The sequence below is a fragment of the Bacillus sp. JJ783 genome (assembly GCF_036963225.1).
Lineage (GTDB): Bacteria > Bacillota > Bacilli > Bacillales > Bacillaceae_G > Bacillus_A > Bacillus_A cereus_U.
Map to the genome: position 1 here is coordinate 3,133 of NZ_JBALMG010000153.1, position 22,081 is coordinate 25,213.

Genomic DNA, 22,081 nt, shown 5'->3' on the forward strand with positions numbered 1-22,081 from the left:
CGGGCGTTTACGGGCAGTTGATCGCCCACCTAACTTCTTTGCTCCCGCTGAATTTTGAGGTGGGAGTTTTACTGCCCGCAAATAGCGGGATAAAAATAAGACAGACAGTTTATTGAACCTTGATTTTGGTGACAATAAACTGTTTTTTTATTCTTTGACGTATAGGAAGTAAAAACTCAAGTGATATCATTTGAGTTTGTTTTTGTTTGTTGATATTATTAAGTTAAGAACTTATTAATAATAAGTTCGAGGGGCATTATATGCTTCGTACATATGATACTGCCTCAAATGAAAAATTGGAGGGAATTGTAATGGCAAAAGATTTTTACTCAGCGATTGAAGACAGAAGATCTATTTACGCGATTAGTAAAGAGCAAGTAGTTTCTGATGAAAGAATTCAAGAAGTGATTTATCATGCTGTGAAACATACACCTTCGGCTTTTAATTCCCAAAGTGCAAGGGTTGTTGTATTACTAGGTGAACAACACGACAAGTTATGGGACGTTACGAAAGAAACGTTACGAAAAATTGTACCTGAAAATAGTTTTGCACCTACTGAAGAGAAAATGAATGCATTTAAAAGTGGCTATGGAACAGTTTTGTATTTCGAAGATAGTAAAGTAGTAGAAAGTTTGCAAGAGAACTTTGCACTATACAAAGATAATTTTCCTACATGGTCTCAGCAATCTTCTGGAATGTTGCAATTTGCGATTTGGACAGCGTTAGAGATTGAAGGTTTTGGTGCTACATTACAGCATTATAACCCGCTGATTGATGAAGAAGTAAGAAAAGAATGGGATGTACCTGAAAACTGGAAGTTAACTGCGCAAATGCCATTTGGTAAACCGGTAGTTTCGGCAGGAGATAAAGAATATCAGCCATTAGAAACTCGTGTGAAAATTTACAAATAAAATAAAAAATAAAAGGTGAACAGAGATATAATCTGTTCACCTTTTATAAGTAGTAAGGATTTTTTTTGTAGGAATTTTTCATCTGATTTTTTAATTTGTTTTTACGTGTTTCAATAGTTGATACTTTTTGTAATGTTATAATTGAAACGAATTGAAAAAAAGCATAGTACAGTTCTATATTTTTATTTATAGGATCATCTATTATGTTTTTCATAAATATATCTCCTTTTTTTATCTCACTATTTGCGGGCAGTAAGGCTTCCATATCAAAATTCAATGATACGTATAGAATACCGACCTGTAAAAGTTCGATTGGTTTCAGTGTGGGGTGAATAAAATTTGTATGGATTAAAATCCTACTTTATATATGATAATATAAATATCCTGGAAATTCCATAGATAGTGAAAAATAGATAGTGGAATGTGCATTTTCGTCAAATTAGAACAGGATTTTTGGAGTTAAATCTTACAAATCGTCAAACCTTTTAAAAACGATGGATAATATCAAAAATAGTTTTCTAAAAATATTATACTATTGATAAAAAAAAGCATTTTTTGTCATGAGAAGAGTATGCTTCATGGAAGGGACTTTACTAGAAAATACATTCTTTGCATTGTATTAGATTAATAGAGTTTTTTAAAGTGGATAGCAAAAGAAAAATATATATTAAGATAATGAATGGGATGTCGAATTTTCAATGAAATACATAAGAAATTTGAAAAAAGCATTGCAAAAACACACTGTTTAACGATAAAGTTCACATGAAGTTCACACTAAATTCACTTCAATCGTTTAAAATAAACGATGTGTGAAAAATAAAACTCTTGCTAAAAAATGGAACTGGATGAATATTTTACTTTGATAATATTGTAAAGTACTAAGTTTATAGTTTTCTCAAGAGGATAGTAGGGAAAGGAAGTAAAGACAACTTATGAAAAAAGTAATCGCAGGTTTAGCAGCAGCATCTGTAGTAGGTGTAGCAGTTCCTGGAATGGATTCTGCTCATGCACAAGTTTCAAATGATGCGCTAAAAGAAATTAATGGACAAACTCAAACTCAAACTCAAACGACTGTAACTGAAACAAAAACGGTAGAAACAACTTCTGAATTAAAATACACAGTAACAGCTGATGTATTAAATGTACGTTCAGGTGCTGGTACAGGACATAACGTTATTTCTAAAGTGAAATCAGGTCAAGTACTTCAAGTAATTGGACAAGAAAACGGTTGGTTCAAAGTTAGTGTAAATGGTCAAACAGGTTATGTAAGTGGGGACTTCGTAACAACTGGTGGCAATAAAGGAACTACTACTACTGTTCAGCAAGGAACAGGTACTTACACAGTAAACGTTTCTTCATTAAACGTACGTACAGGCCCAAGTGCATCTCATACTGTTTTAGGTTCTGTAAATAAAGGAAAAACAGTTCAAGTTGTAGGTGAAGTTCAAGATTGGTTTAAAATTAACTTCAATGGTGGAACTGGATACGTAAGCAAAGACTTCGTAACAAAAGGTGGTTCAGCTGTATCTAACGAAACTCAGCAACCAACTACAAACAACAACAACAATACTACTACAGTTCAAACTGGTGGATCATATGTTGTTAACACAGGTGCTTTAAAAGTACGTACAGGTCCAGCTACATATAACCCTGTAATTGGTGGGGTAACAAACGGTACAGTATTAAACGTTACTGGCGCTGAAAATGGTTGGTATAAAATTAACCATAATGGCCGCACTGGTTACGTAAGTGCAGACTTTGTTAAGTTTGTAAAAGGCGGAGTGAACAATGTAGTTACTGGTGGTAACCAAGGTACGAACCAAGGTACGAACCAAGTACAAAAACCAACAGCACCAACAGGTGGAGATACATCTTCAATCGCTGGATTCGCTAGATCTTTAAATGGTTCACCATACAGAACTGCTGGTACAACACCTGCTGGTTTTGACTGCAGTGGATTCATTCACTACGTATTAAATCAAACTGGTCATAAAGGCGCTCGTCAAACAGTTGCTGGATACTGGAGCTCTAAAACAAAGACTAACAGTCCACAACCAGGTGATTTAGTATACTTCCAAAATACTTATAAATCAGGTCCTTCTCACATGGGCGTTTACTTAGGTAATGGACAGTTCATCAGTGCAGAAACTGACGCAACTGGTGTACGCATTAGCTCTGTAAGCAACTCTTACTGGAGTAAGCACCTATTAGGTTACACAAAAGCATACTAAGAAAAAGTATTTTATATACTTTTCGTATAGAGAAAAGGCTTTCCAGGGAAACTTGGGAAGCCTTTTTCATAGTTGGATAAACTAACAGTATAGTAGTATTTATCCTGCTATTTGCGGGATAATAATCAGCGGGGGATGGACAAATCCTCGCTGATTAAAGTTTCACTTTATGTCAATTTTCCATGCAAAAACTTAGCATATAAATCATGAAAATAGTTTGGACGGAATAAGTTTGCTGCATGACCTGCTAATGGAATTTCTTTATATAAAACGTTCGGAAGAATGGACTTCAAATCAAAGAGACAAGATTTATAGAGATGATCATGTTCTCCCATCACCCATAATATAGGATGGGGAAGTGCTTTTAATTTAGATTTTAAGTCGAATTCTAAGCGGTGTCGTAATGACTCAGCAATAATGGACGAGTGTAATTGTAATCCGAAACGGTAATAAATATTTCGTGAAATAACAGCGAACGGATTTGCCCTTAGTATTCCACTTGGAAAAATAGTACTAGCATACTGAGAAAGCCAAGATGAATATTCATCACCACGTTTTTCCCAAAAATTCTGAAAAACATTATATAAACGGGAAGGGTTATTATAATGTCCACCAATATGACAAATGCTCAATACTTTTTCTGGATGCATTTGTGCAAATGTCGTAGAGATATAACAGCCATAGCTTAGGGCACAAATATGAGCCTTTTTAATTCCCTCTTTTTCATACAAATTCAATAATTGATCTACGAGGCGCTGTATTGAAAAGTCGATAGCTTCTCCTTTATCGTCGCCGTGACCTAATAAGTCATAAGTTATAATGTTGTAGGATGCAGAAAATCGTTTATGCTCTTTTTTGAAGGCGCGGCGATTTCCAACTAATCCATGAATAAAAATGATTGTTTCCTTTTCGGAATGTGTATTTGTTTGCAAAAAGGATACTCCTTTCAATAACTGGAGATTTATATAGTATTTTAAATTAGTTATCTATAATTCACATAGAATAATAATAAGTACCAGGTAATAATATCAGATATTTACACTTGTTGTAAAGATGAGTTTATATGTATATTTTGTAAAAATAGAAAAAGTGTGTTTACATTCAGTTTACATTTATAGCGTATTCTAGTTTTAGAGATAATAGTTTTGTTTATAACGAGGAGATGAACGACAATGGAAGTTAGGAATACAGAAAAGAAAAAAGGGAATTGGAGGCAGTTTTTACGTCTCATTCAAGATACAAATCCACCGAAAGGCATTCTTATTTTTGCATTACTAATGAGCTTACTTTCTACTGGAGCGAGTTTGTTTATTCCAATGCTGACAAAAGGTTTAGTTGATAATTTTTCACTTTCCTCAATTAGTACGGGACAAATTGTTGGATTAATTGCATTCTTTATTATTCAAACAATTGCTGCAGGATTGTCTATTTATTTACTGAATTATATTGGACAAAAAATTGTGGCTGGACTTAGGGAACGATTGTGGAAAAAGGTACTTATTTTACCAGTGTCTTATTATGACCAAAACAAAACGGGAGATACAATTAGTCGTATGACAAATGATACAGGTGTTGTTAAAACATTAATTTCTGAGCATTTGTCAAACTTATTAACAGGCGGTATCTCAATTATTGGGTCATTAATTGTATTATTTGTTTTAGACTGGAAAATGACAATTTTACTTTTAACGGTTATTCCGTTATCGGTACTAATTTTAGTTCCACTTGGACGGAAAATGTATAAGATTTCAAAAGCACTTCAAGATGAAACGGCTTCTTTTACTAGTGTATTAACACAAGTACTATCAGAAATTCGTTTAGTGAAATCTTCAAATACGGAAAAAAAAGAATATGAAACAGGGAATACAGGTATCCAAAAATTATTGCAATTTGGTTTGAAAGAAGGAAAAGTGCAAGCATTAATTTCACCAGTTATGTCGTTTGTTTTAATGGCATTGCTTGTTATTATCGTAGGGTATGGTGGAATGCGAGTTTCTAGCGGAGCATTAACAACAGGTGAACTTGTAGCATTTATTTTGTATTTAGTTCAAATTATTATGCCGATGAGTCAGTTATCTATGTTCTTTACGCAGTTCCAAAAAGCAATTGGTGCAACCGAAAGAATTAATACGATTTTAGAATATGAAGTAGAAGATCATGAAACAGGTATGAATGTTACAAATGCGAAGCAGCCGATCGTTATTGAAAATGTACATTTTGAGTATAACGAAGAAGAGAAAATATTGAAAAATATCGACTTCACGATTGAATCTGGAAAAGTAACAGCGATTGTAGGACCAAGTGGTAGCGGGAAAACAACTTTATTCTCGCTGTTAGAACGTTTTTATGAGCCGACTAGTGGTTTCATAAAATTAGGGAAAGAACCAATTACAGCATATTCATTACAGTCATGGCGACGTCAAATTGGTTACGTTTCACAAGATAGTCCGTTAATTGATGGAACGATTCGTGATAATATTTGCTATGGTGTTGAGGGCGAAGTGACTGACGAAGAAATTGAAAAAGTAGCAGCAATGGCGTATGTTGATGCGTTTATTCATGATTTACCAAGTGGATACGCAACAGAGGTTGGAGAGCGCGGTGTGAAGCTTTCTGGAGGGCAAAGACAACGAATTGCGATTGCTCGAGCGTTACTACGAAATCCGCAAATCCTTATGTTAGATGAAGCGACTTCAAGTTTGGATAGTAAATCAGAGTCTGTCGTTCAAAAGGCATTAAATAACTTAATGAAAGGCAGAACAACTTTAGTTATTGCACATAGACTTTCTACTGTTGTAGATGCAGATAAAATTATCTTTATTGAAAAAGGGAATCTTACAGGAAGTGGCTCACATGATGAGTTATTACGGACACATGACATGTACCGTGAATTTGCAATGCAGCAGTTGAAAATTAAAGAAGGAGCATTATAGAATGAAAACAATCAGTGAGGGAGCACTTCACTGATTGTTGATTTTAGAGTGCTAAAAAGTATGTTAAGCAGAAAGGATATGATTCCTTGATACCTAAAATATTAATTGTAGATGATGATCCGCACATTAGAGAACTTGTTTCTGTATTTTTGGAACGAGAAGGTTTTCAAACATATGAGGCCGTTGATGGATTAGATGCTCTTCGAAAAATAGAAGAAGTGAAAGTCGATATGGCGATTCTTGATATTATGATGCCAAATATGGATGGGTTTGATTTGTGTTTTGAATTAAGAAAATACTATGATATTCCGATTTTGATGCTAACTGCTAAAGGAGAAACATCTCAAAAGATAAAAGGGTTTCACCTCGGAACAGATGATTATCTTGTGAAACCATTTGATCCTCTAGAATTAGTTGTGAGAGTGAAGGCATTATTGAAACGTTACCAAATTACAGTATCGCAATCTATTCAAGTTGGGAATGTACTGTTAAATCGTAAAACATTTGAAGTTAACGCCGGAGAACAAACGGTAACGTTGCCGCTAAAAGAATTTGAGTTACTCTTTACATTAGGATCTAAAGCGGGAAGAACTTGTTCAAGAGAGCAATTAATTGAAGACGTATGGGGATATGATTTTGAAGGGAATGAACGCACGCTAGACGTTCATATTAATCGGTTGCGTGAAAAGTTTCAAGAAGAGCAATCGAAGTTTAGTATAAAGACGATAAGGGGTTTAGGGTATCGCTTAGAGGTAAGTAAATGAGACAAAGAAAACGAATGAGTAAGATGAAGATGTTAAAAGTAATGGGGGCGATAATAGCGCTCTTTACTTTTCTTACTATAATTTGGTCTATAGCCTTTTTTGTATCGTCTAGTGTAATGAAAGCTCTGGAAATAAACGTATCGCCTTTTGTTACGTTTCTAATTAGTGATATGGTCGGTTTTGTATTTATTGTTCTTATTTGGGTATTGATCGGAATATTAATGAGACCGAAGCGAGAGGCGATGATTTGGACGATCATTGAACCGATACAAAAAATTGCAAAAGGGGACTTCTCTGTAAAAATACGGAATGAAGAAAAGTATGATGGCGAAATTGGTGTACTCGTAAAGAGTATAAATGATATGACAGATGAACTGAATGCGATGGAGAAACTGCGCCAGGAATTTGTATCGAATGTATCGCATGAAATACAGTCGCCATTAACTTCTATAAAAGGGTTCGCTAGAGCGTTACAAGATAATAATCTTTCTGAGGAAAAAAGAAAGCATTACCTTACTATTATTGAAACTGAAACGACGAGATTATCTAAACTGAGCCAAAATTTACTGAAGCTCACCCTTTTAGAGTCGGAAGAGTATACACCAGAAAAAGTGAACTATCGATTAGATCAACAATTAAAGCAAATTGTGCTAAATAGTGAACCGCTTTGGGATGAAAAAGAAATTGAATTAGACCTTGATTTAGAAAAAGTGCATATAATTGCCGATCAAGAAAGTATGAATCAAGTGTGGATTAATTTAATTCATAATAGTATTAAATTTACTCCAAGTGGTGGCACGATTACAATCCAGTTAAAAGAAAACGAGACATTAGTGGAAGTACGTATTCGTGATTCGGGAATTGGTATATCCGAAGAACAGAAACAACATATTTTTGAACGTTTTTATAAAGCGGATTCTTCACGAAATCGTACTTATGGGGGAAGTGGCTTAGGTTTGGCCATCGTAAAAAAAGTACTCGACCTTCATCAAGGAGAAATAAAAGTCGAGAGTGAGGAAGGGAATGGTGCAGAATTTATTGTGCGTATTCCGAATCATGAAGAAAAATAGTGTTAGAAGGTTTCCCTCCTAACACTATTTTTCTTTAAAAATGCATTTACCATTACTGCAATTATATTGATAAGCTTTTCCTTCGCTATTCATACGATATGAGTAATCTGATTCTTTATCTTTCTTAAAGTCAACATATGCTTCTGCACCATTTCTATCACTATCTATATCAATAAAATGAACGTGTCGTATAGAATAATCCTTCTTTTCACTTAAACCTCTTTCTTGCAAGTTTTTATGAATACCATCTACTAACTGGTCAAACAAAGACCAGTTTAAATTAAGATTTTCAAATAATTCAGTATGTCTTCCTAAAATACCGTTGTCTTGTATTATTTTATTATTATTATCGTATGTATAAGAGTATGTAAAATAGGGTTCGTCTTTATATACTACCTCTGCATAATAGCCGATATTATAAATGGGAGTATATTTTCCGGTTATGCTTTGTATTTCTTCTTGCTTATAGTTTTTTATAGTATGGAGATAATTTCTAGTATCTTTTTCTATTACTTTATAATTTAGTGGATTACCAAATATAAAGTACATCGCAAAAAATATGATACATAGTCCGACTGCAGTTAGTGACAAGAACCATTTTTTTCTTTTCATACACATACACTCCCCTATGCTGGATTTATTTTTATTTTACATGAATTATGGCAAAAACATGAGACTTATAAAGTGAAACTTTAATCAGTGGGGGTTTTGTTCATCCCCCACTGATTATTAGTTGAACCAATCGGGCTTTTACGGGCAGTTGATCCCCCACCTAACTTCTTTGCTTCCACTGAATTTTGAGGTGGGGTTCTTACTGCTCGTTAATGCGGGATAAATAAAAACTTTCTATAGTTACCTAGAAGTAACCTACGCACATGAAAGTGCATCATTGCCTTTTTACATAAACATAGATACACTTTTAATATGATAAACAACTGAGAAGATTAAGGAGTGTTATACTTGGCAGAATTATTACAAGGTAAAAATGCTTTAATTACAGGAGCAGGTAGAGGTATTGGTCGTGCTGTAGCGATCGCATTAGCGAAAGAAGGCGTAAATGTAGGTCTTTTAGCTCGTTCAGAAGAAAACTTAAAAGCTGTAGCGAAAGAAGTGGAAGCAGAAGGCGTAAAAGCTGTTATTGCGACTGCTGATGTATCTTCATACGAAGAGGTAACGATTGCAATTGAAACGTTAAAAAACGGTTTAGGGTCTATCGATATTTTAATTAATAACGCTGGTATTTCTAAGTTCGGTAAGTTTTTAGAATTAGAAGTTGCTGATTGGGAAAAAATCATTCAAGTAAACTTAATGGGTGTATACTATGCAACTCGTGCCGCTTTACCAAGCATGATTGAACAACAATCTGGTGATATTATTAATATTTCATCTACAGCAGGACAAAAAGGCGCGCCTGTAACAAGTGCATATAGTGCTTCTAAATTTGGTGTTCTTGGCTTAACAGAATCGTTAGCGATGGAAGTTCGTAAACATAACATTCGTGTAACAGCTTTAACTCCAAGTACAGTAGCAACTGATATGGCTGTAGATTTAGGGTTAACTGATGGAAACCCTGATAAAGTAATGCAAGCAGAAGATATTGCAGAATTTATCGTAGCACAGCTGAAATTAAATAAACGTACATTTATTAAATCAGCAGGACTTTGGTCTACTAATCCGTAAGGGCTACATTTATCAACAAAGAAGGGACATCTATTCTGTAATGGAGTGGGTGTTCCTTTTTTATTTTTTTGTTTAAAACAGAATTTTCGGTATAATTAAATGCACATGGTAGAAAAGTATTAAAAAGGGATAGGCCGTTTCTATGAATTAATAGCTATTGATTCACGTGTGTAAGTGCTATAGCATTTCAGTACGATGTTTTTTTGTAATGGTAGTCGTAAAAGAGCGATGTAAGGAGGTAAAAGGGATGAAAAAGAAGTTTCAAAAATTATAATATGTAACGCATTTAGCTCGTGGACCTCCAATATACATAGCGCTATATTATATATTAAAAATTGGAGGATATAAGTAGATGAGAACTGAAAAAGAAATGCTAGACTTAATTATAAATACAGCAAAAGAGGATGAAAGAATTCGAGCTGTCATCATGAATGGATCACGTGTGAATCCGAATGTGAAAAAAGATTGTTTTCAAGACTATGATATTATTTATGTTGTAAAAGAAGTACAACCTTTTACATCTAATCATAATTGGATTCATAGATTTGGAGAAATAATGATTGTTCAAATGCCGGAAGAAATGTCGTTAGTTCCAGCAGATGAAGACGGGAAATTTCCGTATTTAATGCAGTTTATGGATGGAAACCGGATGGATTTAATGCTAGTTCCAGTGGATTTAATAAATAAATTTATTGGACAGGATAGTTTAAGTAAATTACTACTGGATAAAGACAATTGTATTGGAGAATTTCCGCCAGCAAGTGATAAAGATTACGTTATAAAAAAGCCTACAGAAAAAGAGTTTTTCGATTGCTGTAATGAATTTTGGTGGTGCAGCACAAATGTAGGGAAAGGGTTATGGCGCGAGGAACTTTCTTATGCGAAAGGAATGCTTGAAGGCCCAATGCGAGATATGTTAATCGTAATGATAGAATGGCATATTGGCATGAAAACAAATTTTACAGTGAATACCGGAAAGTTTGGTAAGCATTTCGAGCAATATGTTGAAAAAGATACGTGGGAGCAATTTAGAAAGACATTTTCAAATGCAGAATATGAAAATATATGGGAGTCATTCTTTGTAATGGGTGATTTATTTAGGGAAGTTGCGAACGAAATTGCTAACACATATGGATATCAATATCCGCAAGATGATGATGACAAAGTGACGAGTTATTTAAAACATGTGAAAGCTTTGCCGAAAGATAGTACATCGATTTATTAATAATATAAAGAAGTAAGACTGTCCTAATTATGGACAGTCTTATTTTTGTTCATGAATAAGAATTTCTCTAACAAAGTGCAGCTGAATCACATATGAAATTTTAGGGAGGTTTTTATCATGTATTATTTTTATTCACCAGAGATGTTCGTTCCATTTCAATGGGGATTAGAGCGAAATGTTTCGTATGCTTATATGCCATATAACTCATTTTATTATGGAGACTATATAAGTTCATTGCCATACGCTTTACATGTTCCTCAAAATTATGAAGTTCAAATAAAAGAAGATCGTGGATCATGGACACCATTTTCGTGGGTCGAAAAATATGCGTATGCATTTTCAGGACCATACAATAAAGCGGAAGTAGCTCTTACATTTGATGATGGACCAGATTTAGTATTTACGCCAAAAATTTTAGATAGGTTAAAACAACATAATGTGAAAGCTACTTTCTTCCTGCTTGGTGAAAATGCTGAAAAGTATCCGAACGTAGTAAAGCGTATTGCGAATGAAGGGCATGTAATTGGTAATCATACGTATAGTCATCCGAATTTAGCGAAAGTAAATGAGACAGAGTACCGGAATCAAATAATAAAAACAGAAGAAATATTAAAGCGTTTAGCTGGCTATGCTCCTAAATTTATACGTCCGCCGTATGGTGAAATACTTGAAAATCAATTGAATTGGGCGACTGAGCAAAATTTTATGATTGTACAGTGGAGTGTTGATACAGTTGATTGGAAAGGTGTAAGTGCTGATACGATTACAAATAATGTGTTAGGGAATTCATTTCCTGGTAGTGTCATACTGCAACATTCAACTCCAGGTGGGCATTTACAAGGATCTGTAGATGCACTAGACAAAATCATTCCGCAGTTAAAAACGAAAGGAGCACGTTTTGTAACACTTCCAAGTATGTTTCAGACATCTAAAGAGAGAAAATAAAAATGTTAATAATTGGGATGTTTAAAGTTGTATAGTATAATGAAAGTGTAAGTTAGGAGGTGGATATAATTGATAGATGTACTAGTAAACATAGGAATGAGCATATTAATTGGTGTTATATTTATACTTGCTGCACTTATTCTTCAAAAAAATCCACCAACGGATATTAACGCAGCATATGGTTACCGTACGAAACGATCTATGAAAAATAAAGAATTATGGGATGCGGGTAACAGGTATAGTGCAGAAGTGATGAAACAAAATGGATTCATTATGATGTTAATTGGAAGTGTTATTAGTATACTGTTTAGATATACACATACAATGATAGCGATTATGATTGTTATGCTATTGTTAATCATACGTTTATTTATACGAGTAGAGAAAAGGTTAAAGATACTTGAGAAATAATGAAAAAATATGACTCCCGAGTAATTTAAGTTGGGAGTCATATATTATTTACAAACTATTATTTTTTAGCAATTCTTTTCCTTGTTCTACAACAAATTCATAGTATTCAAGGTCATATGGATAAATATCTTCAAATGTCATCGTTATCGGTTTACTGTTTAGAGCAGAAATAGTCGTTAAAGATGAAATATCTCTTTTTAATAGTTGTAGAAAAGATGTTGCATGTACTTTCATCACATCGTCTACTTCTTCACCTGGTGCAAATGAAAGTGGTTTTATTACATTGTGAAAATACATATGACAAAACTCACGATCAATAAGGTTTGAAATTTCATAATCTATTTTAAAGATTCCTTTGTATGCTAAATCAGTAGTTTGAAAGGAAAGCCCCAATTCTTCTTCAATTTCACGTAGGCCACCAATTTGTACATCTTCATCATGCATAATATGTCCAGCTGAAGTAATATCCCATATACCCGGAGCTTCTTTTTTATTTTTAGAGCGCAATTGGAAATATAAGAACATATCTTCATCATCTTTTTCTATAAACCAGCAATGAAATGTTTCGTGCCAATCGCCATCGCGATGCACTTCATCACGTAATTTTTTTCCAAGTGTATTTCCTTCAGTATCAAATATCGTTAACCACTCTGTCATTTTAATTCCCCTTTCTGCAAATTTTATTATACAATATTTGTATTGAATTTTGGGAAAATAAAGAAAAAGGAGCGGGTATAAGTGGGGATAGAAAGTAAGGAAATAAAATCAATTATTTCAACAGAGGAAGAATTACGACAAATATTGGGGCAACCAAGTGAACGGGCTTTGAAAAAAGTTATTTCATCACTTGATCATCATTGTGTAGATTTTCTGTCTAAATCTCCTTTTTTAGTGTTATCTACTGCAAATAAATTAGGAGAGTGTGATGCTTCGCCGAGAGGAGATGCACCTGGATTTGTATATGTATTAAATCAAAATAAAATTATCATCCCTGAAAGACCGGGTAATCGTCGCATAGACTCTATTTTAAATATTATTTCGAATCCGCACGTAGGATTAATCTTTTTTATTCCTGGTCTTGGGGAAACACTCCGAATAAACGGTAAAGCATATATTACAAACGATGAAGAAATTTTGAAAGAAATGCAGGCTAATGGACGTAATCCGTTACTTGGAATCGTTGTTGAAATAGAAGAATGCTATATTCATTGCGCAAAAGCTTTTATTCGCTCTAAGATGTGGGATCCAGAATCTTGGTTAAATAAAAGAGAGTTACCTTCAGCAGCAAAAATGTTAATGGAACATGCGAAAGTGAATGCGTCAGAAGAGGAAGTTGCACGTTCTTTAGAAGAAAGTTATACGAAAAGATTGTATTGAAAATATTTTATAAATATAGTTTTAGGGAGTGGGAGGCTTCTCGTTTTAGAACAATTTATTTATATGTAAATGGCTGATTTATAGGTTGAAAATTTACAATATAGGTAATAAGAGGAACATTTGTATAATGTTATTGTGAAATATAATAAAAAATTACCTTGAAAATAGTTAATAAAAATAGGCTTGCTTTTTAAAAAGTTGATAACTATAATAAGTTAACAAATAGACATGAACGAAAAAGTAATGACAAGGACACGAAATCATTTTTACGGTTTACAGAGAAGGAAGCCAAGGCTGTGAGCTTCCTAACACGAAAAGTGATTTTACCACCTTTGAACTTCAATAGTGAACGAGTAATCTAGTAATTATTGACGGTATCAGCCGTTATCTGAGCTTGAGCAATCTAGAAGAAAATAAGTCTAGATTGGAACAAGGGTGGAACCACGAAAACACATTCGTCCCTTTCCTAGGGATGAGTGTGTTTTTTTATAGTTTTTAGATTGAAAATTAAAAATAATTAAAAAATAGTATTGATTTTGTTTTTTATGCGAGTATAATGAGTTAACAAATAAACATGAACGAAAAAGTAACGATAAGGACATGAAATCATTTTTACGGTTTACAGAGAGGGAGGCCAAGGCTGTGAGCTTCCTAACACGAGAAATGATCTTACCACCTTTGAACTTCAATAGTGAACGAGTAATCTAGTAATTATTGACGGTATCAGCCGTTATCTGAACTTGAGCAATCTAGAAGAAAATAAGTCTAGGTTGGAACAAGGGTGGAACCACGAAAACACATTCGTCCCTTTCCTAGGGATGAGTGTGTTTTTTTATTACTTTGAAAGGAGGTGCGGTAATATGAAACGATTAGTACGTACGGAAATAACCACCACCTGCATGGAAAAATGGCAGAGCAAGGTGATTGATAGAGATAAACAATAAAATTTTAGGAGGAGATTAGAAGATGAATAATGTTATTAATGTTGGGGTATTAGGGTTAGGTACTGTCGGAAGTGGTGTTGTCCATATTTTGAAAGAACATTATCAAAAGATTGCTCTTGATACAGGATATGCAGTAAAGGTAAAGGCAGTCGTTGTACGTGATTTGGAAAAAGAACGTGATGTTTGCATTGATGGAATCGTAGTAACAAGTAATGTCGATGAAGTTCTAAATGATTCAAATATTGATATTGTAGTAGAGGTAATGGGCGGAATTGAAGAAGCGAAACAACATATTATGAAGGCTTTGCAAAGTAAGAAACATGTCGTAACAGCAAATAAAGATTTAATGGCCGTATACGGTGCGGAGCTTTTGCAATTGGCAAATAAAAATGAATGTGATTTATGTTATGAAGCAAGTGTAGCGGGTGGGATTCCAATATTAAGAGGATTAACAGACGGGTTAGCGTCGGATCAAATTGAAAAAATAATGGGAATTGTAAATGGAACAACAAATTACATGTTAACAAAGATGAGTCAAAATGGATGGTCGTATGAAGAGGCTTTACAGGAAGCACAAAAATTAGGATTCGCAGAATCAGATCCGACAGCAGATGTAGATGGACTAGATGCGGCGAGAAAAGTAGCAATCCTTGCGAACTTAGGGTTTTCGATGAATGTTTCTTTAGATGATGTGCAAGTAAGAGGGATTCGAAAGATCGAAAAAGAAGATTTACAAATGGCTGAAAAGTTAGGGTTTACTATGAAATTAATTGGTAAGGCGGAGAAACACGGATCAGCCATTCATTTAAGTGTGGAACCGACTTTATTACCAAGTCATCATCCGTTATCGAATGTAAATAATGAGTTCAATGCGGTGTATGTTCACGGCCAAGCAGTAGGAGAAGTGATGTTTTACGGGCCTGGAGCAGGGAAGTTACCGACTGGCTCTGCTGTAGTAAGTGATATTATTTCAATCGTTAAAAATATGAATCAAGTTCCGAAAAATAAAAGTGCGTTAAAAGAACCAGTGCCTTACGAATTACAAGGAGATGAAGAAGTTGTTTCGAAATATTTCTTACGTATTTCATTACGAGATGAGCCAGGGATGTTGCAAAAAGTAACAAAATGTTTCGTTAATTATTCTGTAAGTTTAAAAGAAGTTATTCAATTACCTTTAAATAGGGAACTTGCAGAAGTCGTTGTTGTGACACATCAAACTTCAAAGTATCAATTTGAACGAGTTTTAGGAGCGATAGAAGCTGTCGCAAGTGAAATAAACAGTTACTATATTATTGAGGAGGAAAAACAATATGTATAAAGGATTATTAAAACAATATGCTTCTTATTTACCAGTGAATGAAAACACACCTGACGTAAGCTTAATGGAAGGGAATACACCCCTTATTCCATTATTAAATATATCAAAACAATTAGGGATTCAGTTATACGGGAAGTATGAAGGAGCGAATCCGACAGGCTCGTTTAAAGATCGTGGTATGGTAATGGCAGTTGCTAAGGCGAAAGAAGAAGGTTCGGAGGCAATCATTTGTGCATCAACAGGTAATACGTCAGCATCAGCTGCAGCATACGCGGCCCGCCTCGGAATGAAATGTATTATCGTAATCCCGGAAGGAAAGATTGCGCATGGGAAATTAGCACAAGCGGTCGCTTATGGAGCGGAAATTATTTCAATAGAAGGGAACTTCGATGATGCACTTAAGGCTGTAAGAAATATTGCTGCAGAGGAGCCAATTACATTAGTTAACTCGGTAAATCCTTACCGAATTGAAGGGCAAAAAACAGCAGCATTTGAAATTTGTGACCAGTTGAAAAATGCACCAGATGTTTTAGCTATCCCAGTTGGGAATGCGGGTAATATTACAGCATACTGGAAAGGTTTCTGTGAATATGAGAAAGAAAAAGGCTATAAGAAGCCAAGAATTCACGGTTTTGAAGCGGAAGGAGCAGCAGCAATTGTAAAAGGACATGTCATTGAGGCACCTGAAACAATCGCAACAGCGATTCGCATCGGTAATCCGGCAAGTTGGTCGTATGCAGTAGAGGCTGCCGAACAGTCTAATGGTGAAATAGATATGGTGTCAGATGAAGAAATATTACATGCGTATAGATTGTTAGCAAAAACGGAAGGGGTTTTTGCAGAGCCAGGATCGAATGCTTCATTAGCGGGCGTCATTAAACATGTTCAATCTGGAAAAATCAAAAAAGGCGAAACAGTTGTTGCAGTTTTAACTGGAAATGGTTTAAAAGATCCTGATATCGCAATTTCTTCTAATAAATTTGATATTGCAAGTGTGTCAAATGATATAGAACAAATTAAAGATCATATTAAAGGGGTGATTATGTCGTGATACCACTAAGAGTTCGTGTTCCTGCTAGTACAGCGAATGTTGGACCAGGATTTGATTCTGTTGGAATAGCTTTGTCATTATATTTAGAAGTAAGTGTAAAGGGAGAAGCTGATAAGTGGCAAGTGATACATTCTTTTGACGATTCAATTCCAAAAGACGATAAAAATTTAATTGTTAGCACGGCATGTAAAGTATGTCCTTCTTTATCACCCCATATAATAGAAGTTACTAGTAATATTCCGCTGACAAGAGGGCTAGGAAGTAGCGCATCAGCGATTGTAGCAGGAATAGAGCTTGCAAATCAACTTGGCAATTTGAACTTAACAACTGATCAAAAAGTTCAAATTGCTACAAATTTTGAAGGGCATCCAGATAATGTTGCTGCTTCTATATTAGGTGGAACTGTAATCGGAGCACTTGATGGAAAGAATGTTTCGGTTGTAAGAATTGAAAGTAAGGAATTAGGCGTAATTTCTCTTATTCCAAATGAAGAGCTAAATACAGATGAAAGCCGATCTGTATTACCAGAAATGTTTCCGTTTCATGAAGCAGTTAAAGCTAGTGCGATAAGCAACGTATTAGTAGCTGCGTTTTGTCAAAAGAAGTGGGAAGTTGTAGGTGAAATGATGGAAAGAGATCATTTTCACGAGCCGTATCGATTAGAACTCGTACCGCTATTACCATCTATTCGTAAATGTGCAAAAGAATTTGGTGCATATGGAACGGCGCTTAGCGGTGCGGGGCCATCCATTTTCATATTAACGCCGTATGAGAAGCGTCAAGAAATCGCTGAGCAATTAGCGAAAGTATTTACAGCTATGAAAGTATGTGAGCTTGAGATCGATCATAAGGGGATTACTGTAAATAAGGAAGAACATATTGGATTATAAAAAGAGCTAGCATCGCTAGCTTTTTTATGTTGTAAATATATTTTAAATCAGCATATAAAATGAAAATGAGTATTGTATAATTCAGTAAAGAGCGTATTAATTTTGGAGGTGATTATATGAGTTCAAAAGAGTCACCAGAAGAAAAAAGAGAACACATAAGACAAAGTGAGTTAAAAAATAACCCTACCGGTTCTTTGAATGATGGGCTCAATAGAGCGGAATCAGGTAGCCCTGTTGATATAACAGGGGGCATGAATTGGAAAGGTACAGGGATATTAATTTTAGTGCTAGTTTTAGGATATATTATATACACTTACTTTTTCAGTTAAGGAAAGCCTAGTGAAACTTTAATTTGTTTAATCACATTATTTGTGAGAGTAAAAAACAAGGATTAAAGTCCCGCTGTATTACATATTAAAAAATAAATTATAGTTATTTGAGAATTTTTTATACTCATAATAGAGCTAGCGTTATGCTAGCTCTATTATTTTTTGCCACATTCCTGTAACAAAGCACCTGTATATTCAGTGGTGGAGGTGCAGAAGATGAAAAAAATGATAGCAATATGTCTTCTTACTACTATGTCATTTTCGACTTTAGTCGGGTGTGATGTAAAAGGTAATAATGCTTTACAAGAGTCTAAAATAAAGAAAGCGACGTATAAAGATTTTACTTACGATGTAAATCCAGAGACTTTTACGTTAACTGTAGAACATGATGGTGTAAAGGAACAGGCATCACAACCGTTACCAAAAATGAAGGTATCGAATTTTAAAAAAGACAAGGATCATACATCGTGGGAATATCCAGATCAAAAAGTAAAAGTAAACTTAGAAAAGAAAAAAGATCACTTAAATATCGAAGTGGAATCGACTGGTGCAGAAAGCTTTACATGGCCGAAAGTACAAGCTGAAAATTATACACTTCCATTATGGGAAGGTAAGCAAATTCCAAGTAATGATGAGAATTGGAAGAAGTTTTTAAAGGATGATTCGTATTCATTTGCTGAATCATTTTCTATGAAGTTTTTTGCATTAAATGGTTCTAAATATTCGATCGTATATATTGCGAATAATATGTTTAATAATGAATTGAAATTTCATTCAGATCCGAAAATAGGGTTTGATTTTACACATGAATTCCCGAGTATAAATAAAAATAAAACATATGGCTTTCAATTATATGTGACAAATAATGATGCAGTAAGTATCGCAAAACTATACAAGGACAATATTATTGAAAAAGGTGAATTTAAAACATTACAAGAAAAGGCAAGAAAAAATAAAGAAATTGAAAAACTTTACGGTGCAGGTCATTTTTATTTTTGGAATCAAAATGGTTTATCAGAAAGTAATGTAAATTGGCCAAAGCTAAGGGAGCAAATAAATAGTCCGCTGTTTAGCCATATAAAAGAGCTTATTCAAAAGAATAGTTCAGAGCCTGGGGAACTGAATGTATTTGAACAAGTAAGTGAACAAGATTTCATTGATAAGTATCAAAAAAATGTTATTTTGCGTTATGTAAACGAAGCATTATCAATGAAGGAATTGTATAAAGAGGATATTTTCCCGAAAGTTGATCAGGAAGCTAGTGTGTTATTAAAGAAAGGTGTAGATCACTTATCGAAGACAGAGCTGTATAGCTTAAATAAACATTTACTAAAGTCAGTACTCGGTGATGCGGTTGAAGAAGTAAGTAAATGGGGTAATGCAGATGGAACGGATATACTAAAGGAAATGAAAGAGGCCGGGATAGAAAAGGCGTGGATTGGTCTACCGAACTGGGAACAAGGATATATGCAACCTAATTTTGTTACAGAAGCTAAGAAAATGGGATATTTAGTTGGTCCGTATGATTCTTATCATTCCATTCATGAAAAAGGTGATAAAAATTGGAACACAGCTTCCTTTAATGACCCATCGTTATATGAAGAAGCAACTGTAACGAAGAAAAATGGAGAGAAAGTGCAAGGGTTTTTAGGGAGAGGCCGAAAATTAAATCCGACATTATCACTTCCTAGTGTAAAAGAACGAATGAACGATATATTACAAAATGGCCCTAAATATAATTCATGGTTTATTGATTGTGACGCGACGGGCGAAATTTATGATGATTATTCAACAAAACATTTAACGACACAAGAACAAGATTTAAAAGCACGATTAAAACGAATGGATTATATTGCACAAGAAAAAGGTATGGTAGTTGGCTCAGAGGGCGGAAATGATTTTGCGAGTAGTACGATTGCATTTGCTCATGGAATTGAAACGCCAGTTATTAAATGGGACGATGAAGATATGAGGAAAAATAAAACAAGCCCGTATTATGTCGGTGGGTATTGGTCACCAAATCAAAATGTTCCTGAAAAATATGCAAAACAAGTACCGTTGAAAGAAGAATATAAACAAGTATATTTAAATCCGGTATATTCGGTACCGTTATATAAATTAGTATACAATGATTCCGTTATTACAACGCATCACTGGGAATGGGGAAGTTTGAAAGTAAAAGATGAGGTAGGAAATCGTATGTTGTATGAGTTATTGTATAATGTTCCTCCTTTGTACCATTTAGATGAAGTAGAGTGGAATAAGCATAAAAAAGAAATTACAGAGCATCTCAAAGTTTGGAGTGAAGTTCATGAAAAGGCAGTAAAAGAAGAAATGACGAACTTTGCATATTTGTCAGAAGATAAGTTAGTACAATCTGCTTCATATGGAAAAAACATTAAAATCATTGTGAATTTCTCTAATGATGATGTGGAAATAGAACAAACGAAAATAAAAGCAAAGTCAGCTTTAATTAATAATAATGGGAAGCAAATAATATACACACCAAATGAGAAATAATAAAGTGAAACTTTAATCAGTGGGGGATTTATCTCTCACTGATTATTAGTCATCACCAATCAAAATTTTACGGCACAAACTTGACTCTTTACTCCTACTAAATTGTGAGATGAAAATCTTACTACCTCAAATAACAGAATGATAATTCTGCAAATCTGAATGTTCCGAAGTATTGGGTTTTTTAAGTTGATAAATAGTGACTTGCCAAAAATAAGCACAAGAGTATAATGTGAAATGGAATACATGTTGGATTCATGAAGTAACCTTACAAAATTGTAAGGTGATTGAAAGGAAATTCAATATGAAGATTACTAGACATACATTATACTAGGAAAAGAGAAAGAGAGGAGAATGAACATGAGCTCTGAATTAGAACAAGATACGAGAAGCAGTAAAAAACGTTCTAAAAGAAAATCAATAAAATGGTTCATTTTAATTCCATTTTTCCTACTTGTTTTTGGAGGAGTAGGATATGGATCGTTTATATATAACAAGGCAAAAGCTGTTGTAAGTGATGCGTATGCAAAAATTGATAAGTCATCAAAGCGTGATAAAGAAGTTGAACCTTTAAAGGATAACATTTCAATATTAATCATGGGTGTAGATGGAAGTGAAATGAGAAAAAGCCAATACGGCGAAGCAGTTCGGACAGATGCACTTTTATTAGCGACAATTAATAAAGATGATAAGTCAGTTAAATTAGTAAGTATTCCACGTGATTCACGTGTTTATATTCCATCTAGAAAAAAATTAGATAAAATTACACACGCACACGTATTTGGTGGTGTTGAAAGTACACGAGATACAGTGGAACGATTTTTAAATGTTCCAGTTGATTATTATGTGAAGTTTAACTTCGAGTCATTTGTACAAATTGTAGATTCAATTGGTGGTATTGATATTGATGTACCGGTTACTTTCACAGAACAAGATAGTAAAGATCAAGCAGGTATGATTCATTTAGAAAAAGGTTTCCAACATTTAAATGGAGAACAAGCCCTTGCACTTGCTAGAACGCGTAAAATTGACAGTGATGCAATGCGTGGTCAAAGACAACAACTTGTAATTGAAGCAATTGCGAAAAAAGCAATGTCTGTTCAATCTATTAGTAAAATGGGCTCTCTACTTGATGCAGTTGATAAAAATATGAAAACAAACTTAACGTTTGATGATATGCTTGCTATTACGAAAAATATGGCTGGATCTGACCTGCAAATGGAAAAAATGCAAATAGAAGGAACGGATAAACGTATTGGTGGTATTTATTATTACATTCCAAACGAAAAAAATGTGAAAGATATTTCGAATAAGTTAAATGAGCATTTAGGTGTTACACCAAAACCAACTCGAAATGAATAAGTATAAAAAAAGGTTGGCCTCAGCCAATCTTTTTTTATGGAAATGGATTGCTTTATTTGTTTTTTTTAGTAGAAAAGCTACTAGGTTTTTCAAGTCTACATTCAAATCATTTAAATTTATATA

20 protein-coding genes and 2 other annotated features are annotated in these 22,081 nt (G+C 34.2%); of the genes, 16 read left to right on the plus strand and 4 right to left on the minus strand.

Annotated features, from left to right (window positions below; genetic code table 11):
- Positions 1-311 precede the first annotated feature (311 nt).
- Positions 312-911, plus strand: coding sequence for a nitroreductase family protein (locus V7038_RS25530; RefSeq protein ID WP_335695829.1), 600 nt, complete (start codon positions 312-314; stop codon positions 909-911).
- Positions 912-954: 43 nt separating this feature from the next.
- Here V7038_RS25530 and V7038_RS25535 read toward each other — a convergent pair whose 3' ends face one another.
- A complete protein-coding gene (locus V7038_RS25535; protein ID WP_002086168.1) occupies positions 955-1,125 on the minus strand; it encodes a hypothetical protein in 171 nt (56 codons plus the stop codon).
- A gap of 718 nt (positions 1,126-1,843) precedes the next feature.
- Between V7038_RS25535 and entFM the strand changes: the two genes are divergently transcribed.
- Positions 1,844-3,142, plus strand: coding sequence for an enterotoxin EntFM (gene entFM, locus V7038_RS25540; RefSeq protein ID WP_215587648.1), 1,299 nt, complete (start codon positions 1,844-1,846; stop codon positions 3,140-3,142).
- Between the two features lie 167 nt (positions 3,143-3,309).
- On the opposite strand, the gene V7038_RS25545 is transcribed toward entFM, so the two are convergent.
- A complete protein-coding gene (locus tag V7038_RS25545; protein ID WP_002141349.1) occupies positions 3,310-4,074 on the minus strand; it encodes an alpha/beta fold hydrolase in 765 nt (254 codons plus the stop codon).
- 240 nt (positions 4,075-4,314) lie between these two features.
- On the opposite strand from V7038_RS25545, the gene V7038_RS25550 reads away from it, so the two are divergent.
- The 3 genes from V7038_RS25550 to hitS all read left to right on the plus strand — a co-directional run bounded on the left by V7038_RS25550 (position 4,315) and on the right by hitS (position 7,909).
- Positions 4,315-6,075, plus strand: a complete 1,761-nt coding sequence (locus V7038_RS25550) for an ABC transporter ATP-binding protein (RefSeq protein ID WP_335695825.1) — start codon at positions 4,315-4,317, stop codon at positions 6,073-6,075.
- A gap of 86 nt (positions 6,076-6,161) precedes the next feature.
- Entirely contained in the window at positions 6,162-6,839 is a 678-nt protein-coding gene (hitR, locus tag V7038_RS25555) for an envelope stress response regulator transcription factor HitR (RefSeq protein ID WP_002158263.1), read from the plus strand.
- On the plus strand, positions 6,836-7,909 hold the full coding sequence (gene hitS, locus V7038_RS25560; RefSeq protein ID WP_002200841.1) for an envelope stress sensor histidine kinase HitS: 1,074 nt from the start codon (positions 6,836-6,838) through the stop codon (positions 7,907-7,909). Before hitR ends, hitS begins: the two co-directional genes overlap by 4 nt.
- Positions 7,910-7,933: 24 nt before the next feature.
- Here hitS and V7038_RS25565 read toward each other — a convergent pair whose 3' ends face one another.
- Positions 7,934-8,527 carry a DUF3139 domain-containing protein gene (locus V7038_RS25565; RefSeq protein ID WP_081338471.1) on the minus strand — a complete coding sequence of 198 codons (594 nt, stop codon included), beginning with the start codon at positions 8,525-8,527 and terminating at the stop codon, positions 7,934-7,936.
- Between the two features lie 342 nt (positions 8,528-8,869).
- On the opposite strand from V7038_RS25565, the gene V7038_RS25570 reads away from it, so the two are divergent.
- From V7038_RS25570 to V7038_RS25585, 4 genes are all read left to right on the plus strand, one after another.
- A complete protein-coding gene (locus tag V7038_RS25570) occupies positions 8,870-9,589 on the plus strand; it encodes a 3-ketoacyl-ACP reductase (protein ID WP_199661651.1) in 720 nt (239 codons plus the stop codon).
- A 352-nt stretch (positions 9,590-9,941) separates the two neighbouring features.
- The gene (locus V7038_RS25575) at positions 9,942-10,814 is read left to right on the plus strand and encodes an aminoglycoside 6-adenylyltransferase (protein WP_002200839.1); all 873 of its coding nucleotides are present in this window, start codon (positions 9,942-9,944) and stop codon (positions 10,812-10,814) included.
- 117 nt (positions 10,815-10,931) lie between these two features.
- On the plus strand, positions 10,932-11,759 hold the full coding sequence (locus V7038_RS25580) for a peptidoglycan-N-acetylglucosamine deacetylase (RefSeq protein WP_002200838.1): 828 nt from the start codon (positions 10,932-10,934) through the stop codon (positions 11,757-11,759).
- Between the two features lie 72 nt (positions 11,760-11,831).
- Positions 11,832-12,170 carry an SdpI family protein gene (locus V7038_RS25585; RefSeq protein ID WP_070128245.1) on the plus strand — a complete coding sequence of 113 codons (339 nt, stop codon included), beginning with the start codon at positions 11,832-11,834 and terminating at the stop codon, positions 12,168-12,170.
- 48 nt (positions 12,171-12,218) lie between these two features.
- On the opposite strand, the gene V7038_RS25590 is transcribed toward V7038_RS25585, so the two are convergent.
- Complete coding sequence (locus tag V7038_RS25590) at positions 12,219-12,827, minus strand: NUDIX hydrolase (protein ID WP_335695826.1); 609 nt, start codon at positions 12,825-12,827, stop codon at positions 12,219-12,221.
- An 81-nt stretch (positions 12,828-12,908) separates the two neighbouring features.
- Here V7038_RS25590 and V7038_RS25595 point away from each other — a divergent pair, with 81 nt between their 5' ends.
- The 7 genes from V7038_RS25595 (at position 12,909) to V7038_RS25625 (ending at position 21,958) form a co-directional block, all read left to right on the plus strand.
- Positions 12,909-13,547, plus strand: a complete 639-nt coding sequence (locus V7038_RS25595) for a pyridoxamine 5'-phosphate oxidase family protein (RefSeq protein WP_002200835.1) — start codon at positions 12,909-12,911, stop codon at positions 13,545-13,547.
- 234 nt (positions 13,548-13,781) lie between these two features.
- Positions 13,782-14,013: a binding site (T-box leader), on the plus strand.
- Between the two features lie 114 nt (positions 14,014-14,127).
- Positions 14,128-14,359 (plus strand) — a binding site (T-box leader).
- Positions 14,360-14,513: 154 nt separating this feature from the next.
- Positions 14,514-15,809: a homoserine dehydrogenase gene (locus tag V7038_RS25600; protein ID WP_335695827.1), complete on the plus strand. Its 1,296-nt coding sequence runs from the start codon at positions 14,514-14,516 to the stop codon at positions 15,807-15,809.
- Entirely contained in the window at positions 15,802-16,860 is a 1,059-nt protein-coding gene (gene thrC, locus V7038_RS25605; protein ID WP_002202337.1) for a threonine synthase, read from the plus strand. The genes V7038_RS25600 and thrC overlap by 8 nt, the downstream gene beginning before the upstream one ends.
- Positions 16,857-17,750 carry a homoserine kinase gene (gene thrB / locus V7038_RS25610; protein WP_002202336.1) on the plus strand — a complete coding sequence of 298 codons (894 nt, stop codon included), beginning with the start codon at positions 16,857-16,859 and terminating at the stop codon, positions 17,748-17,750. The genes thrC and thrB overlap by 4 nt, the downstream gene beginning before the upstream one ends.
- 116 nt (positions 17,751-17,866) lie before the next feature.
- On the plus strand, positions 17,867-18,079 hold the full coding sequence (locus tag V7038_RS25615) for a DUF6366 family protein (protein WP_002200831.1): 213 nt from the start codon (positions 17,867-17,869) through the stop codon (positions 18,077-18,079).
- Between the two features lie 216 nt (positions 18,080-18,295).
- Entirely contained in the window at positions 18,296-20,599 is a 2,304-nt protein-coding gene (locus V7038_RS25620) for a glycoside hydrolase (RefSeq protein ID WP_335695828.1), read from the plus strand.
- Between the two features lie 357 nt (positions 20,600-20,956).
- Complete coding sequence (locus tag V7038_RS25625) at positions 20,957-21,958, plus strand: LCP family protein (RefSeq protein ID WP_002202333.1); 1,002 nt, start codon at positions 20,957-20,959, stop codon at positions 21,956-21,958.
- The last annotated feature ends 123 nt before the right edge of the window (positions 21,959-22,081 follow it).